This is a genomic window from Ruficoccus amylovorans (assembly GCF_014230085.1).
Taxonomy (GTDB): Bacteria; Verrucomicrobiota; Verrucomicrobiia; order Opitutales; family Cerasicoccaceae; genus Ruficoccus; species Ruficoccus amylovorans.
Map to the genome: position 1 here is coordinate 100072 of NZ_JACHVB010000025.1, position 15740 is coordinate 115811.

13 protein-coding genes are annotated in these 15740 nt (G+C 63.0%); 9 read left to right on the forward strand and 4 right to left on the reverse strand.

Annotated elements, in window-relative coordinates; genetic code table 11:
• Positions 1 to 34: 34 nt before the first annotated feature.
• The 9 genes from H5P28_RS09965 (at position 35) to H5P28_RS10005 (ending at position 10536) form a co-directional block, all read left to right on the forward strand.
• Positions 35 to 2083, forward strand: coding sequence for a beta-galactosidase trimerization domain-containing protein (locus H5P28_RS09965; protein ID WP_185675565.1), 2049 nt, complete (start codon positions 35 to 37; stop codon positions 2081 to 2083).
• 227 nt (positions 2084 to 2310) lie between these two features.
• Positions 2311 to 2967: a response regulator transcription factor gene (locus H5P28_RS09970; protein WP_185675566.1), complete on the forward strand. Its 657-nt coding sequence runs from the start codon at positions 2311 to 2313 to the stop codon at positions 2965 to 2967.
• 190 nt (positions 2968 to 3157) lie between these two features.
• Positions 3158 to 3793, forward strand: coding sequence for a hypothetical protein (locus H5P28_RS09975; protein WP_185675567.1), 636 nt, complete (start codon positions 3158 to 3160; stop codon positions 3791 to 3793).
• A gap of 60 nt (positions 3794 to 3853) precedes the next feature.
• Complete coding sequence (locus H5P28_RS09980) at positions 3854 to 5140, forward strand: serine hydrolase domain-containing protein (protein ID WP_185675568.1); 1287 nt, start codon at positions 3854 to 3856, stop codon at positions 5138 to 5140.
• 167 nt (positions 5141 to 5307) lie between these two features.
• On the forward strand, positions 5308 to 5724 hold the full coding sequence (gene panD / locus H5P28_RS09985; protein WP_185675569.1) for an aspartate 1-decarboxylase: 417 nt from the start codon (positions 5308 to 5310) through the stop codon (positions 5722 to 5724).
• A 96-nt stretch (positions 5725 to 5820) separates the two neighbouring features.
• On the forward strand, positions 5821 to 6903 hold the full coding sequence (locus H5P28_RS09990) for a pyridoxal-phosphate-dependent aminotransferase family protein (RefSeq protein ID WP_185675570.1): 1083 nt from the start codon (positions 5821 to 5823) through the stop codon (positions 6901 to 6903).
• Positions 6904 to 6944: 41 nt separating this feature from the next.
• A complete protein-coding gene (locus tag H5P28_RS09995; RefSeq protein WP_185675571.1) occupies positions 6945 to 7346 on the forward strand; it encodes a GxxExxY protein in 402 nt (133 codons plus the stop codon).
• Between the two features lie 40 nt (positions 7347 to 7386).
• Positions 7387 to 9921: a DNA topoisomerase III gene (locus tag H5P28_RS10000; RefSeq protein WP_185675572.1), complete on the forward strand. Its 2535-nt coding sequence runs from the start codon at positions 7387 to 7389 to the stop codon at positions 9919 to 9921.
• A gap of 3 nt (positions 9922 to 9924) precedes the next feature.
• Positions 9925 to 10536 (forward strand): HAD family hydrolase, encoded by a 612-nt coding sequence (locus tag H5P28_RS10005; RefSeq protein ID WP_185675573.1) that lies wholly within the window; start codon positions 9925 to 9927, stop codon positions 10534 to 10536.
• Positions 10537 to 10610: 74 nt separating this feature from the next.
• On the opposite strand, the gene H5P28_RS10010 is transcribed toward H5P28_RS10005, so the two are convergent.
• The 4 genes from H5P28_RS10010 to H5P28_RS10025 form a co-directional block, all read right to left on the reverse strand.
• On the reverse strand, positions 10611 to 11015 hold the full coding sequence (locus H5P28_RS10010) for a hypothetical protein (RefSeq protein ID WP_185675574.1): 405 nt from the start codon (positions 11013 to 11015) through the stop codon (positions 10611 to 10613).
• A 120-nt stretch (positions 11016 to 11135) separates the two neighbouring features.
• Complete coding sequence (menB, locus tag H5P28_RS10015; protein ID WP_185675575.1) at positions 11136 to 11975, reverse strand: 1,4-dihydroxy-2-naphthoyl-CoA synthase; 840 nt, start codon at positions 11973 to 11975, stop codon at positions 11136 to 11138.
• Between the two features lie 63 nt (positions 11976 to 12038).
• Complete coding sequence (menD, locus tag H5P28_RS10020; RefSeq protein ID WP_185675576.1) at positions 12039 to 14114, reverse strand: 2-succinyl-5-enolpyruvyl-6-hydroxy-3-cyclohexene-1-carboxylic-acid synthase; 2076 nt, start codon at positions 14112 to 14114, stop codon at positions 12039 to 12041.
• Between the two features lie 2 nt (positions 14115 to 14116).
• Positions 14117 to 15541: an isochorismate synthase gene (locus H5P28_RS10025; protein ID WP_185675577.1), complete on the reverse strand. Its 1425-nt coding sequence runs from the start codon at positions 15539 to 15541 to the stop codon at positions 14117 to 14119.
• Positions 15542 to 15740 lie beyond the last annotated feature (199 nt).

The following is a 15740-nucleotide window of genomic DNA, read 5'->3' on the forward strand; positions in this document are numbered from 1 at the left end:
TCCGCCGCCCCACAAAGACCAGCACGCTGGAACCATGACCCAGCCCCTGCGTTTTCGCCAAATCCACCTTGATTTCCACACCTCCGGTGCCATTGACCGCATCGGCGAGCGCTTTGACAAAAAAGCCTGGCAGCGCACGCTTCAGGAGGCCGCCGTCAACAGCGTTACCACCTTCGCCACCTGCCACCACGGCTGGAGCTACTACGACACCCAGGTCGGCCAACGGCACCCGGGCCTGAACTTCGACCTGCTGCGCGCCCAGTACGAGGCGAGCAAGGAGATCGACATCAACGTGCCCATCTACCTGACCGCCGGAGTCCACAACCTCATGGCCGAGGAGCACCCCGAATGGCGCATGATTACCCCGGACGGCAGCTACGCCGGCTGGACCCAATCGCCACTGGAGGCAGGCTTCAAGTGCATGAGCTTTCACTCGCCCTACCTCGACCATCTTTGCGAGCAGATTCAGGAAGTGGTTAAACTCTTCCCTGAGGCGGACGGGATCTTTCTGGACATCATCTCGCAGTTCGATGACTGCTCGGAGTGGGCGCTCAAGCACATGCGCGAAAAGGGCCTCGACCCGGCCAACCCCGGTGACCGCGCCCAGAGCAAGGTGGACGCGCTTTTCAAGTACTACCAACGCACCACCGAGGCCGTCCGCAACCTTAACCCGGACATGCCGATTTTCCACAACAGCGGACACCTCGTGCCCGGCTTCCGCGAGATCCTGCCGTGGTTCAGCCACCTGGAGCTGGAGAGCCTGCCCACCGGCGGCTGGGGTTACGACCACTTCCCGCTCTCGGCCAAGTACGCCCACACGCTCGGCCTGGACTACCTCGGGATGACGGGCAAGTTCCATACGACCTGGGGCGAGTTCGGCGGCTACAAGTCCCCCAACGCCTTGCGCTACGAGTGCTGCGCCATGCTCGCCTACGGAGCCAAGTGCAGTGTCGGTGACCAACTCCACCCGGTCGGCCAGCTCGACGGGAGCACGTATGAAATTATCGGCCACGCCTACCGCGAAGTCGCCCGCAAGGAAGCCTTTGTCGAAGGGGCGCGCAATGTCGCCGACGCCGCCATCCTCAGCAGCGTCTCCACCCGGGCCGCCGAAGCCTTCCGCAACAAGGAGCGCGACGACGCCTCCGACACCGGCGCGGCCCGCGTGCTGCTGGAGGAGCACATCCTGTTCGACGTGATTGATCCGCAGGCCGATTTTACCGCCTACCGGATGCTCGTGCTGCCGGACAATGTGGCCGTCGGCCCGGAACTCGCGACCAAACTCAAGTCCTACCTCGCCGCGGGCGGGAAGCTCTTCCTCACCGGTGACAGCGGTATCGACTCCGAGAGCGGCCAGATGCTTTTCGACATCGGTGGCGAAGTCGGCGCGCCCTCCGAATTTCTCCCCGACTACCTGCTCCCCACCGAGGCACTGAGGGCGGACTTCGTAGCCAGCCCGCTGGTCATGTACCGGCGCAGCCGACGGCTGAAAGTCACCGACGGCGAGTCGCTGGGCGAGATTTACGACCCGTACTTCAACCGCGCCTGGGACCATTTTTGCAGCCATCAGCACGCCCCCGCCCGGACCGAACCCTCCGGCTACGCCGGTGGCGTACGCAAGGGCAATGTCCTTTACCTGGCCCACCCGGTCTTTTCCATCTACCGGGGCTTCGGCCAGGTGGCCCTGCGCCAGATTATCGGGCGCGCCCTGCGCAGCCTGCTCGGCAGCGACGAGACCCTGAGCCTGCGCGGCCTGCCTTCGACCGGACGCGTCACCCTGACCCATCAGGAGGCCGAGGCCCGCCACATCCTGCATCTGCTTTACGCCAACACCATCAACCGCGGCGGCATCAGCGATCTGCACGGCGGCAACGCCGCCGGTAAGCAGGCATCCTACGAAGTCATCGACGAACTCATGCCCGTGGACAATATCGAGGTCGAACTGCGGCCCGGCGTCGCCATCCGCGCCGTCACCCTGGAACCCGAAGGCGAGCCGCTCGCCTTCGAGCAATCCGGCGACGGCCCCCTGCGCCTCCGTCTGCCCCGACTCGTCTGCCACCAGATGATCGCGCTGCAGCACAGTTAATAGCCTTTCGGGCTTTTCTCTTAGCTACTTCCCGACAGCGCCGGGACCGAATGTAAATTAGACGCTAAAGTTTAAGAGAAAAAGAGCGATATGGTCTGCAAGTAATACTGACCCGCCGAACGCACACCCGAACCCCGGAATCAAGAATTCCGAATCGGACAACGTGCCATGTTCAGTCGGGCTCATTCCACCGCTTGCGAAGCGGGGTTTTGTTTTACCGCAGTACCATGACCATTAAACCAGACCAGGCTCTCGTGCGCATCGTCGTTGTTGACGGACAGGAAATTGTCCGCCACGGCCTTGAGTACATGATCAACGGCAGCGATGACCTGAACGTCGTCGGAGTCGCGCCGGATATGGGCAGCGCGCGCGCTGTCATCCTCTCCCAGCGACCGGATGTGGTCGTGCTCGACATGGTGCTGCCCGACGGCAACGGCTACGAACTGCGCCCCTGGATCAAGGAAGAACTTCCCCAGTGCGCCGTCGTGTGCCTGAACTCCCACTCCAACCAGGAAATGATCCACCAGGCCATCTCCTGCGGGATCGACGGGCTCATTCCCAAAAACGCCGACAGCAAGACCATCCTCGAAACCATCCGCAAGGCCGCCCGTGGCCAGTGCTACGTGGACAGCGACATCCTGTTGGCCGCCTTTCACCACACCCAGCCCAGTTCCAGCCCACTGGACATCCTCTCCCAGCAGGAGTCCCGCGTGCTCACGCTCATGGCCGACGGCATGACCAACCGCGAAATCGCCGAGCGCATGGGCCTGAGCGAAAAGACCGTCAAGAACTACAGCTCGCACATGATGGCCAAGCTCGGCGTCACCCGCCGCACCGAGGCCGCCGCCCTGTACTGGAAACACGCCCGTGCGCAAAACGTCTAGTGTAGCGTTAGCCAAGTTCTTGCTATAATTTCTGGAGACTGCGACGCCAACCCTCCAGTGCGTGACCGCACAGGACAATTTCAGGGGCACCTGATGTCACCGGGAGTCGCACCGATTTGGCCGTTCCTGAGAATTCCGGGCTTTCCCTTTGGTGGGCAAGGCGCTAGGCTGCCGGTCATTGTTGCCGACTATGAAGTTCCCGCTCCTCACCCGCCCCGCTGTGCTTTCCATCCTGCTCTTGTCGGTCATCACGTCCGCGCGGGGGGAGCTTGTCATCCGCTACGGCGAGATCAACAACCCGGCCATCTTCGGCGTAGAGATGCCCGACGACCTGTCCTTCTACGGGCGCGCCGACATGGTGTACGCGATTTCCCTTCAGAAATACCAGACCGGCCCCTACCTCGTAACGGAGCTGGTGGTGGACATCGGCGGGGTCACCTCGCAGTTCCGCGTGTACGCGACCGAAGCCTTTGACCCGTCGGTGCTGACCGACGCCCTCCCCCAGCAGGGCGCACCCAAGGCCGTGACCCAACGCACCGGCGTCCCCACCGCCGTCGAAAAACTCCGTCAGCAGGCCGACGACTCCCTGAACTCCGCCCAGGGCGGGCTCGTTGTCAAGGACTACCCGACCTCGACCCACGCCAAGACCATCGAGTACCGGCTGGCCCGCGCCGAGGATGTGCGCGACCTGTACGAAGCCATGATGGACCTTTACATCCGCAATGGCCGCGAAGCCGTCGTCAGCCGCCGCGAGAGCGTCAACGACTCGCAGGAAGTCAAGCAGGTCATCAGCCGCCTCGGCGGCACGCTGTTTGTTTTTGAATAGAAGAACCCGCCGGTTGCTTTTCCCTTGTAGCCGGGCGGACAACGCGCACATTAATCAGGCATGCGCTGGTGGCAACTTTGCCGCGGGCTTGTTCCCGTCCTTCTCTTTACCCTGTGTGCGAGTGAACTCGCGGCCCAGGCGTCGTTTCGCGACGGCGGGCTGGTCATCCCCCTGCAACCGCCCAAGGAGGACATCAACCCCGCCCTCGATGTGAGCGACATGGCCGCCGTGCGCGCGCTCACCCCCGGCGCGGCCCACCCGGCGATCTCGCCCGAGATGCTGGAGCGTTTCGGAGAGTACATCACCGACCTGGCCGAAGATTACGGCCTGCCGGGCATGGCCCTGGCCATCGTGCAGGACGGGCAAGTCGTCCTCCAGCAAGTCGTCGGCTACGCCAACCTCAAGACCGGCGAACGCCTGACCGAGCGCACGCGCTTCAACGCCGGGCCCGCCAGCCAGGCGCTTACCTCCCTGCTCGCCGCGAGCCTGGAGAGCCCGTCCTTTACCTACGACAAGCCCGCCCAAAAGCTCTGGCCGCGCTTCCGCATGAGCGCACGCGAGCTTTCCGGCGAAGTCACCATCCGCCAGCTCCTGACCATGACGGCGGGCATCCCCGACTACACCGACGACATCCTCGACCCGGCCTGGGCCCGCCCCGAGGACGTGATGGCCGTCATCGCGCAGGCCCCCGTCAGCGCCAACCCCGGCCAGCGCTTCAGCCGCAGCCTGGTCAGCATCGCCGCCGCCGGTTACCTGCTGCCCCGCTCCGCCGGCAAGGACAGCGAATTTTACAAGGACTACATCGAGACCGTGCAGGATAAGATTTTCGGCCCGGTCGGGATGGAGGACGCGACCTTTTCCCTGGCCGAAGCCCAGGCCTCCGGCCAGATGGCCAGCGCCCACCAGTACGCCGACCGGGGCCGCTACGACCCGACCGGCTTCTGGCAGCCCGAGCAGAACGCCTTTGCCCCCGCCATCGGCCTCAAGGCCAGCCTGCGCGACATGACCCGCTGGCTTATCACCGAGCTGAATATGGGCCTCACTCCCGACGGCCAGCGGATCGCCGACACCGTCAGTGTGCGCGAACGCTGGCAACCCGCCCGCACCGAGGACAGCCGCAACTTCGGCATGGGCTGGAGCCGCCGCTACTACCGCAACGTCGAAATCATCGGCACCGAGGGCAGCTACGACCGCCACAGCGTGGCTATGGCACTCTTCCCCGGCTACCGCACGGGTTTCGTCGCCCTCATCAACACCGACAGCCCCGACGCCCAGAAAGTCCTCTCCGAGCTGCCCCTGGGCATTGCCGAGATGCTCAAGTCCACCGAAAACAAGGCCCGGCAGTAATTCGTCACCGGAAGGGGCAGGAGCCTTCCGGTTTCCGTAAAGGGTACCGTTGGCTGTAGGCGGTACCCGGCCACAACCCCGCCCCGGCAATCGGATCAAAGGCCGAGCGTTTGATTGACCTTTGGCCGGAAATCTGCTTAATTGGATCGCTTGAATCCATTCCGGTCATGACCGTCGAAATCCTTAAAAGCAAAATCCTCCGGGCAGAAGTCACCGAAGCCGAAGCGGACTATGAAGGCAGCCTCGCCATTGACGGGGCGCTCATGAAGCGCATCGGCCTACTGCCCTACGAAAAAATCCTCGTCGGCAACATCACCAACGGCGAACGACTCGAAACCTACGCCATTGAGGCCCCCGAGGGCTCCGGCACTTTCGCCCTGAACGGTGCCGCCGCCCACCGCGGCAAGCCCGGCGACCTGTTGGTCATCATGAACTTCGCGCACATGCCCTACGAGGAAGCCAGGAGCTGGAAGCCACGCGTCATCGTCATGGCCGACCATAACCGGACGATCATCAAGGAGCGCAGCCCCGAGGGCGAAACCGGCGAGCCCTTCCGTGTGGCCGCCTGCGAAACCGCATCTTAAGGCGGTTCTGGCCCCCGCGAGGGGCATTCCTATCTTTTGTGCGTCTGCAAACTCTGTTGACGGCAGCGCGGATTCTGTTTCCCTGAACTCTTTTCCATGAGCTATAAACTCTTCATTCCCGGTCCGATCCAGGTGTCGGAAAAAACCTATCGCGCGATGACGACACCTGTCATCGGCCACCGAAGCAAGGACTTCGTGGAGCTGTTTCAGGCCATCCAGCCCTCCCTCCAGAAGCTCCTCTACACGCAGGACCCGGTTTACCTGAGCACCAGCAGCGCCTGGGGCGTGATGGAAGGCTCGCTGCGCAACGTGGTCAAAAAGAAGGTCCTCAACTGCTGCTCGGGCGCGTTCTCGGACAAGTGGTACGACGTTTCCCTCCGCTGCGGCCTCCAGGCCAAGGAGCTCAAATACGAATGGGGCACCCCCATCGACCCGGAGGACATCCGCAAGGAGCTTTCCACCGGGGAGTACGACGCCATCACCATCATTCACAACGAAACCTCGACCGGCACCATGAACCCGCTGGAGGAAATCGCCGCCGTGCTGCGCGAGTTCCCCGAGGTCATTGCCATCGTGGACACGGTCAGTTCCTTCTCGGCCCTCAAGATCGATAAGGACGCCCTCGGCCTCGACATCATCCTGACCGGCTCGCAGAAGGCCCTCGCCCTGCCGCCCGGCCTCGCCCTGCTCTCCGTCTCGGAAAAGGCCCTCAAGCGCGCCGAGACCGTCGAAAACCGCGGCTACTACTTTGACTTCATCGAGTTCCAGAAGAACTACGAGAAGGGCATGACCCCGAGCACGCCGGTCATTCCGCTCATCTACGCGCTCAAGAGCAAGCTGGAAGACATCTTCGAGGAAGGGCTGGAAAACCGCTACGCCCGCCACCTGCGCCTCAACAACCTCGTGCGCGAGTGGGTCAGCAAAAACGGCATGGAACTGCTCCCGGCCCCCGAGTACGGCTCGGTCACGCTCAACTGTATCAAGAACCTGCGCGAAATCGACCTGCCCAAGCTCAACGAAGCCCTCAAGAGCCGCTACAACTGCGTCATCGACGGCGGCTACGGCAAGCTCAAGGGCAAAGCCTTCCGCATCTCCAACATGGGCGACGAAACCGACGAGACCATGGCCGAGCTGCTCAGCGCGCTCGACAGCCTGCTCCCCGAATTCGCCGCCAAGTAGAGACATCCTTTTAACAGGAAGGACGGGAAGAGCCGGGAAGCATGCACGAAAAGTTTGAAAGAGCCGACAAGTTGACGAAAACCGTCATCGATTCGGCCTTTCGAGTGCATCGCCATTTCGGACCGGGGCTGCTTGAATCCATCTATCAGAAGGCCTTCTCGCGCGATTTGGCGCTGGAAGGCCTGATGGTTGAGGCGGAGCTGTGTATCCCCATCGAATATCGCGGAGAAGTGTTCAATGAACACATACGGGCAGATATTTTTGTTGAGCAATCCCTGCTGGTAGAACTGAAAGTAGTCGAAGCGGTTCGCCCCGAGCATATCGCTCAAACACTGAGCTACATGAAGCTTCTGAATGCTCCGGTCGGCCTGATTTTCAACTTCTACGAATCCGAATTTCGAAAAGGAATTCGCAGGTTAACCTTGAAAGGAGCGGATAAATAGCCCTTTCTCCGTTCTTCCCGACCTTCCTGTTAAAATTTTCATGAAAACCCTTGTCATCGCGGAAAAACCCAGCGTCGCCGGCGACCTCGCACGCGTCCTTGGCCGCATCCCCCGTAAAGGCGACCACTACGAAAACGACGAGTACATCATCGACTCGGCCGTTGGCCACCTTGTGGAGCTTATCATGCCCGAGGACATCAGCCCGGACTACAAACGCTGGACGCTGAAGACCCTCCCCATCGTGCCGAAGACCTTCAAGCTCCGGCCCATCGACAAGACCAAGAAGAAGTTCCAGGAGCTGAAAAAGCACATCGCCCGCGACGACGTCGGCATGATCATCAACGCCTGTGACGCCGGACGCGAGGGCGAGCTGATCTTTACCTACATCATGGAACTGGCCAAGGGCGACAAAAAGGACATCCGCCGCCTGTGGATGTCCTCCATGACCCCGCAGGCCATCCGCGACGCCTTCTCCAACCTGCGCTCCTCCGAGGAGATGCAGCCCCTGCAGGACGCCGCCCGCTCCCGCTCCGAGGCCGACTGGCTCATCGGCATCAACGGCACCCGCGGCGCCACCGTCCAGTTCGGTCGCCGCGGCGGCACCGCCGCCACCGTGGGCCGCGTCCAGACCCCCACCCTCACGCTCGTCTATGAACGCGAGTGCGAAATCCGCAATTTCAAGGCCCGCGACTACTGGCGCATCCTCGGCAACTTCAACATCACCGCCGGCGCCTACGACGGGGTTTACCAGAAGCCTGACTTCAAGAAGGCCGACGACGAGCACGACCGCGCCGACCGCCTCTGGGACAAGGAGCAGGCCGAGCGCATCCTGCTCGAAGCCCTCGCCGCCGGGCCCGAGGCCGCCGTCACCGAGGAGAAAAAGCGCACCCGTCAGGCTTCCCCGCGTCTTTACGACCTGACCACGCTCCAGCGCGAGGCCAACAGCCGCTTCGGCTTCCCCGCCGGGATGACGCTCAACATCGCCCAGGCCCTCTACGAGAAGCACAAGATGATCACCTACCCGCGTACCGACTCGCGGGCGCTTCCCGAGGACTACGGCCACACCGTGCGCGACACCCTGGCCAGCCTGCCCGAGCCCTACGCCATCCACGCCGAAAAGGTCCTGGCCAACGACTGGGTCGTCACCGGCAACAAGCGTATCTTTAATAACAAGCAGGTCAGCGATCACTTCGCCATCATCCCGACCAACACCTCCCCGAAAAAACTTCAGGAGCGCGAGCAGAAGATCTATGACATGATCACTCGGCGCTTCATGGCGGTGTTCTTCCCCCCGGCCGAGTACGACGTGACCACCCGCATGAGCGAGCTCGGCGGGCACGCCTTCAAGACCGAAGGCAAGGTCCTCGCCGTCGCCGGTTGGCTCGAAGCCTACGGCAAGGGCAGCGGCCAGGGCGGCGAAGACACCCTGCCGGCCCTTTCCCCCGAAGACGGTTCACCGGCCAAGGCCCGCCTCGCGCAGGCCGAACTCCAGGCCGACCAGACCCGCCCCCCGCCCCGCTACACGGAAGCCACTCTCCTGGCCGCCATGGAAGGCGCGGGCAAGTTCGTCGAGGACGAGGAACTGCGCGAAGCCCTCAAGGAACGCGGCCTGGGCACTCCGGCCACCCGCGCCGCGACCATCGACCACCTGGTCAAGGAGCGCTACATCGAGCGTGAAGGCCGCGACCTGGCCCCGACCCACAAGGCCGAGGATCTGGTCAAATTCCTGCGCACCTTTAAGATCGACGCCCTCACCCGCCCCGAGCTTACCGGCGAGTGGGAGCACCGCCTCCGTCAGATCGAGGAGGGCACGCTCTCCCGCGATGAGTTCATGAAGGGCATCGCCTCCATGACCGAGGAGATGATCAACAACCTCAACGCCCCGCCCCCGGCCAAGGAGACGCACCTGATCTCCCCTCTGGACAAAACCCCCCTGCTCGAAGACCACCGCGCGTGGTTCTCGCAGGAGTCGGTTGATGTGCGTGGGCGCGCCATCCCGAAGGTTTCCGTCAACAAGGTCATCGGCAACCGCAAGCTCGACCCCGACGAGGTGGAAGTCCTCTTGGACAAGGGTGAGATCGGCCCGCTCGACGGCTTCAAGTCCCGCATGGGCAAAGCCTTTTCCGCCGTGCTCAAGCTGGCCGAAAAGGACAACGGCTCCCTCCGCGTAGAGCTGGACTTCGGCGACAACGGCAACGGCCCCGGCGACGAGGACATCGACCTGTCGCAGTTCCCCGTCGTGGGCACCTCCCCCGTGGACAACACTCCCGTGCACGAGACGCCCAACGCCTACATCTCCGAGGGCAAAGACGCCAAGGGTCGCGCCACCTTCCGCATGAGCCGCAACATGCTCGGCAAGGCTCTCCCCGCCGAGCAGATCAAAAAGCTCCTGACCAACCGCAAGACGGACCTCATCCAGGGCTTCCGCTCGAACCGCACCAAGCGCCTTTTCGACGCCTTCCTCATCCTCCAGGACGACGGCGGCATCAAGTTCGAGTTCCCGCCCCGCCCCGCCAAGAAAGCGGCGAAAAAAGCCGCCAAGGACGCCCCCTCGGAAGCCCCCAAGGAAAGCTGAGCCATGCTGAAAATCCCTCCCGGCGATTTCCTCGGCGCGATCTTCGACTGCGACGGCACGCTGGCCGACAGCATGCCCGTGCACTACCGCGCCTGGGTCGAGGCGTTCAAGGCCCATCACGCCAAGTTCGACTTCACCTGGGAGATTTTCTACTCCATGGCCGGGACCGGGCTGGAGGATTCCGTCGTGCAGCTTAACCAGCGCTTTAACGACACCCTCGACCCCGCTGCCGCCGTCCGCAGCCAGATGGAGATCCTCGACCGGCTGCACCACGAGGTCACGCCCATCGTGGAGGTGGTCGAAATCGCCCGGCACTACGCCCAGGCGGGCAAAAAAGTTTCCGTCTCCAGCGGCGGCACCTACCGCCACGTCCACGAGACGCTGCGCCAGATCGGCGTGCACGACCTGTTCCCGGTCATCATCACCCGCGAGGACTACGCCCGCAGCAAGCCCGCTCCGGACTGTTTCCTGCTCGCCGCCGAACGCATGGGCGTTCCCCCGTCCGCCTGCCTCGTCTTCGAAGACAGCCACCTCGGCATCGCCGCCGCCGACGCCGCCGGCATGGCCTCCGTCTATGTCGAGCCCGAGACCTACTCCAGAGGCTCGGGAATATAAGAGCTGGTCACAAAGAGCACAAAGAAGACACGAAGCTCACAAAGGCAGGGCTGGCGGTGGGGCCAACGTTATTTCTATTTACGCTTGGTATTTGCCGCTGCGCGATCGGCGCAAATCCTTCGGCGTGAAATAGCTCCCCCGACAAAGCCTACCACACACGCCAACCACCCCGGCCATAATGGAGGCCTGCTGCTCTCACAAATGTAATAAACCAATGCGTGAAGATAGCGCCTGCCTCCGTCTTCAACTTTGATATGCCATTGCTCATCGAGAATTTCCGCCACATCCGCCTCTGTCAGCTTACCCTGGACAACTTTCGACTGTATCCAGCCAGCCAGTTTGTACTCAAAATAACTGACACTAGATGAAGCATTGGACTCGACATTGAGAGGCAACACATAGGCAAAAAATAACCAAATCACTCCAAGAAAAAGGAGTAAAACTGAGAGCGCCTCGTTCAGTGATGTGCGAAACTTCATACCCCTCAAAATCCTCCCAATAACAGTATATATCATTTCCCGTTTATAACTGCAATAATCCCGAGACTAGGCTTTTACCGGATCACCCAGTTTTGATGCTTGCCTCAGCGATTCCCTACCTCACGGCAGCCACGGGAACTTCCGGAAGTCGGGAGCACGCTTCTCGACGTAGGCGCGGCGGCCTTCGTCGCCCTGCTCGGTCAGGTAATAGAGCAGCGTGGCGTTGCCCGCCAGCTCCTGCAGGCCCTGCTGGCCGTCCACATCGGCATTGAACGCGCTCTTGAGCAGGCGGATGGCGAGCGGGCTGTGCTGCATGATTTCGCGTGCCCACTTGACGCCCTCTTCCTGGAGTTGCCCAACCGGCACGACCTCGTTGACCAGGCCCATGTCGAGCGCCTGCTGCGCGTTGTACTGGCGGCAGAGGTACCAGATTTCGCGAGCCTTTTTCTGACCAACGATACGGGCGAGGTAGCTGGAGCCAAACCCGCCGTCGAAACTACCCACGCGCGGTCCGGTCTGCCCGAAGACGGCATTGTCGGCGGCAATGGTCAGGTCGCAGACCACGTGCAGCACGTGCCCGCCGCCGATCGCGTAGCCCGCCACCAGCGCGATCACAACCTTCGGCATGGAGCGGATGAGCTTCTGCAGGTCGAGCACGTTCAGGCGCGGCACGCCATCCTTGCCCTGATAGCCGCCCGCCTGATGGCCGCGAATCTTCTGGTCGCCCCCGGCGCAAAAGGCGTACTTGCCGTCGGTCTGAGGATTGGCCCCGGTCAGCAGAACCACGCCGACACTCGGGTCTTCGCGTGCATCGGTGAAGGCCGCGATCATCTCGGCCACCGTGTCGGGGGTAAAGGCGTTGCGCCGATGCGGACGGTTGATCGTCACGCGGGCGATACCCTCGCCCTCCAGCTTTTCGTAAACGATTTCTTCAAACTCCCTGACTTTGGTCCAATTCATAACAGAAGGTCGTTGTGTATTCAATTTTAATGACAAAATAAAGCGGCCACATGCGCGAGCAGACTAACTCTGCGCCGAGGAATTTCCGCCCGCTGGCTTATCCTCACCGGATTGGCTCTGTGGCGACGCACTCGCCCCCGAGGAAGGCTTCCTGCGGCGTCGCGGACGAGCAGATTTCTTTTTTACCGCAGCAGTCTGCGGCTCACTGCGATCGTCCACCCCGGAACGCGGTGCATGCGCAGGGCTCGAAGCAGACGTTGAATCTGGAACAGTTGCAGAACGGACAGGAGGCGCGTCAACAGTGCGGGCGGCCACCTCTCCCTCCGCGTCGGATTTTTTCCCCCGAGAGCGGCGGCGGGTTGATTTCTTTTTCGGCGCAGAATCGGACACGTCAGTCGGCTTGGCGGCGGGTTTTGAGTCGGCGGGCTTCGTCTCCCCTCCGAGCAGCGCCTTGCGCAGCGGCACATCGTCGGCGGAATCCGTCACCACCTCGATGATACGGACGCCCTCGCGGGGAAGTTTGCTGACCAACCGGTCCAACTCGGACCAATCCTTCGGCTTCACGTACTCGACACCGTGCGCGGCGGCGAGCTTTTCAAAATCCACCCGTTGCGGCGTAGCGAAAAATTCCTCAAAGGGGGGATCAAACTTCGCGATGGCGAGGTTCTCAAAAATCCGCCCGCCCCCGTTGTTGACGAGGATCACAGTCAGGCTACCGCGCAGGCGCGGGGCGCTCAGCAGACCGTTGCTGTCGTGGAGGAATGCGAGGTCCCCCGTAAGCAAAACCGCGGACCGCCCGCCGTGGGCGAGGCCGAGCGCGGTCGAGAGCGTGCCGTCGATGCCGTTCGCGCCGCGGTTGGCGCAAACGGCGTAGCCGCGTTCCGAGGGCTGCCAGAACATCTCCGCATCGCGCACCGGCATGCTTGCGGCGATGAATACCGGCGTCTTTTCCGGCAAGCGTCGAGAGAGCAGCCAGGGAATTTTTCCCTCAAAGAATGTTTCGCAGCCGCGTAGTTCTTTTTGGATACGCTCTGAGCAAGTCCCATCGGCCTTGAGCCACGCCTCGGCGTAGCGGCTCATCGGGGCCACGTGCATGTCGAGCTCATCGGTAAAGACATCGTCGCCGAGTCGCAGGTGTGTGGCGCGGGTGTGCAGGCTGTCGAGGTTGCGGTACGAGCCGTCGATGACGAGCGTCTCGGCTTCTGTATCCGCCAGCCAACTACGCAGAAGCTTGCTCGTGGGCAAGTCCCCGAACTGGAGCACAAAGTCCGGGCGATGCTTGTCCGACCAGTGACGGTCACGCACGAGCGCATGGTAGTTGGTCACGAGCGGCGCGTGCTTGGGCGCGTGAGTGCGCAGCGGAGAAAGCACATCGGCCAGGACCGGCCAGCCGAGCATCCGGGCCATGCCGAAAACCGTCTCGGCATAGGCGGCGGGGTTCTCCACCCGCGTGCAACCGGCCACGATCAGCCCGCGCTCATGCTGTTCGAGCGAGTCGAGCGAGGCGACGGTACCGGATACCTGCGGGGGCGTTACCTCGGCCAGGAATTTTTCCACGTCAAAGCCCTTGGGCAAAAACGGATGCTCCGCCGGGACCGGCGCGAGCGGATCGCGGAAAGGAACGTTCAGGTGTACCGGGCCTGGCAGCGGCGTCAGAGCCCGGCGGAAGGCATGGCGCAAGGTCTGCCGCAGGTAGCGCAGGCGCTCGACGCCGGGCAGGGCCAGTTCGTGTTCCCAAATGGCGTAGGAGCCGTAGATTTTCCGCTGGTCGATGGTCTGGCCGGATGCGCAATCGCGCATTTCGGGCGGGCGGTCAGCGGTCAGCACGATCAGCGGCAGGCCGCTCATCTGCGCCTCGATCACGGCGGGCAGGTAGTTGGCGGCGGCAGTGCCGGAGGTACAGACCAGGGCGACGGGCTTTCCCGTCCGCCGGACGAGTCCGAGCGCGAAGAAACCCGCCGAGCGCTCGTCGAGCACAGGAATGGCCTCGATGTCGGCGCAGGTGGCGAAGCCCAGCGTCAGCGGCGCGGAGCGCGAACCGGGCGAGATGACCGCATGCCGCAGGCCGAGCCGGGCCAGTGTTTCGGCCACGAGGCCGCCCCAGAATACATTCAGGTTTGCCAGGCAGAGTTTGTCCATCTTCAGCGAAGCGTATCAAGCATGGCCCGCAGTTTCAAATCTGTTTCCGCCTGCTCGCGGGCCGGGTCCGAGCCCTCGACGATGCCCACCCCGGCATAGAGTCGGGCGCGATTGCCCTCGACCAACGCCGAGCGGATCGCGACCACGAAGTCGCCCTCCCCGCGCCAGTCGAGCCAGCCGAGCGTCCCGGCGTAGAGGCCGCGGGTGAAATTCTCAATCCGCCCGATGTGCGGGACGGCGTCCTCGCGCGGCACGCCGCCGACGGCGGGCGTCGGGTGCAGCTCGCCCACAGCGTCGAGCAGGGAAACGCTTTCCGGCAGCGCGGCCTCAATCGGGGTCAGCAGGTGCTGGACATTGGGCAGCTTAAACAAACGGGGCTGCGCGGCACACTCGGGGCCGAGCCCGAGCGCGCGCAAGCGCCGGGCGATGGCCTCGGCCACGTGCCGGTGCTCGCGCTGATCCTTGTCGCAGGCCAGCAGTTCCGCGCCGAGACGGGCGTCCTCGCGGGCACTGAGGCCGCGCGGGGCGGAACCAGCCAGCGCCCCGGTGACCAGGCGTCCGCCGACAGCCTGCGCGAGCCGCTCCGGAGTCGCCCCGATGAAGCTGCGGGCGCGTCCGTCAGAAAAGGAAAAGGCGAAGCACGAGGGGTAGCTCTCGCGAAAGGCGTTCAGCGTCTCCAGCGGGTTAAAGGCGCGTCCGGCCTCCAGGTCCACAGCGCGGGCAAGTACGATTTTCCGGTAAAGCCCGGCGCGGATATCCGCCAACGCCTGCCCGACCGCGGCGGGGAACCAGTCCGCACCGCCGATGTCATGCTTTTTGAATACAGCCGGAGGCGCGGCTTCTTCCGTCGGGAGCGCCGAGTAATCGAAGACGGAAAACTTCGCGTGCGCGGCGAGGACTTTTTGCGCCAGCAGTTCTATGGGCGCATCAGCGGTGACGGGGACATTGGCCACGGCGGTGGAGACGCCATGCCGCCGCCCAACCTGCCAGCGCGGGATGAACACGGTGGCGGGCGCGAAGGCCGCATCTTCCTCCGAAGCGTCCGCCCCGAAGGTGAACGCGGCAAAGGCACGCGGGCCGCTGTGCGGGCGGTCGAGATCGCCGATGGCGATGGTGTTGTCCCACAGTCCAGCCAACCAGTCACGAGCGCGGGCGAAGCGCTCCGCCCCGGCAAAGGTTTCACTAAAGACGGCCTCGGCCCCGGCCACCGCCTCGTCGGCCTGCGGCTGCTCCAGGTAGAGGTGCAGCTCACCCGGCTCGTAGATCGACTCCAGTACGGCGAGCGGGTCGATGTGCTTGACCGCGAGAGAAATGCTCGCCAGTTGCGGGCAGCCTTTCGTCGCCGCGACCTCGCGCACGTAGCCCAGAAAAGCCAGCAGGCCGTTCAGGTCGCGGTTCGGGAAACGCTCTGAGGGGACGATCTCCATGCGGGGGTTATCTGGATTAGTAAATCATTTGCTGAAGCCTGCTCGTTGTTCAGGCATTCAAACTTAATAGACACGTGGACAATACCCCCATCAAAAATCCAATCATTGCGTAAAGTAGTTTAGCCGCCCGATTGGAGGAAATTGCATGTATCAATGAGCTGGCGATAACGGCCATTGCTCCAGAGACAACCAAGCATCC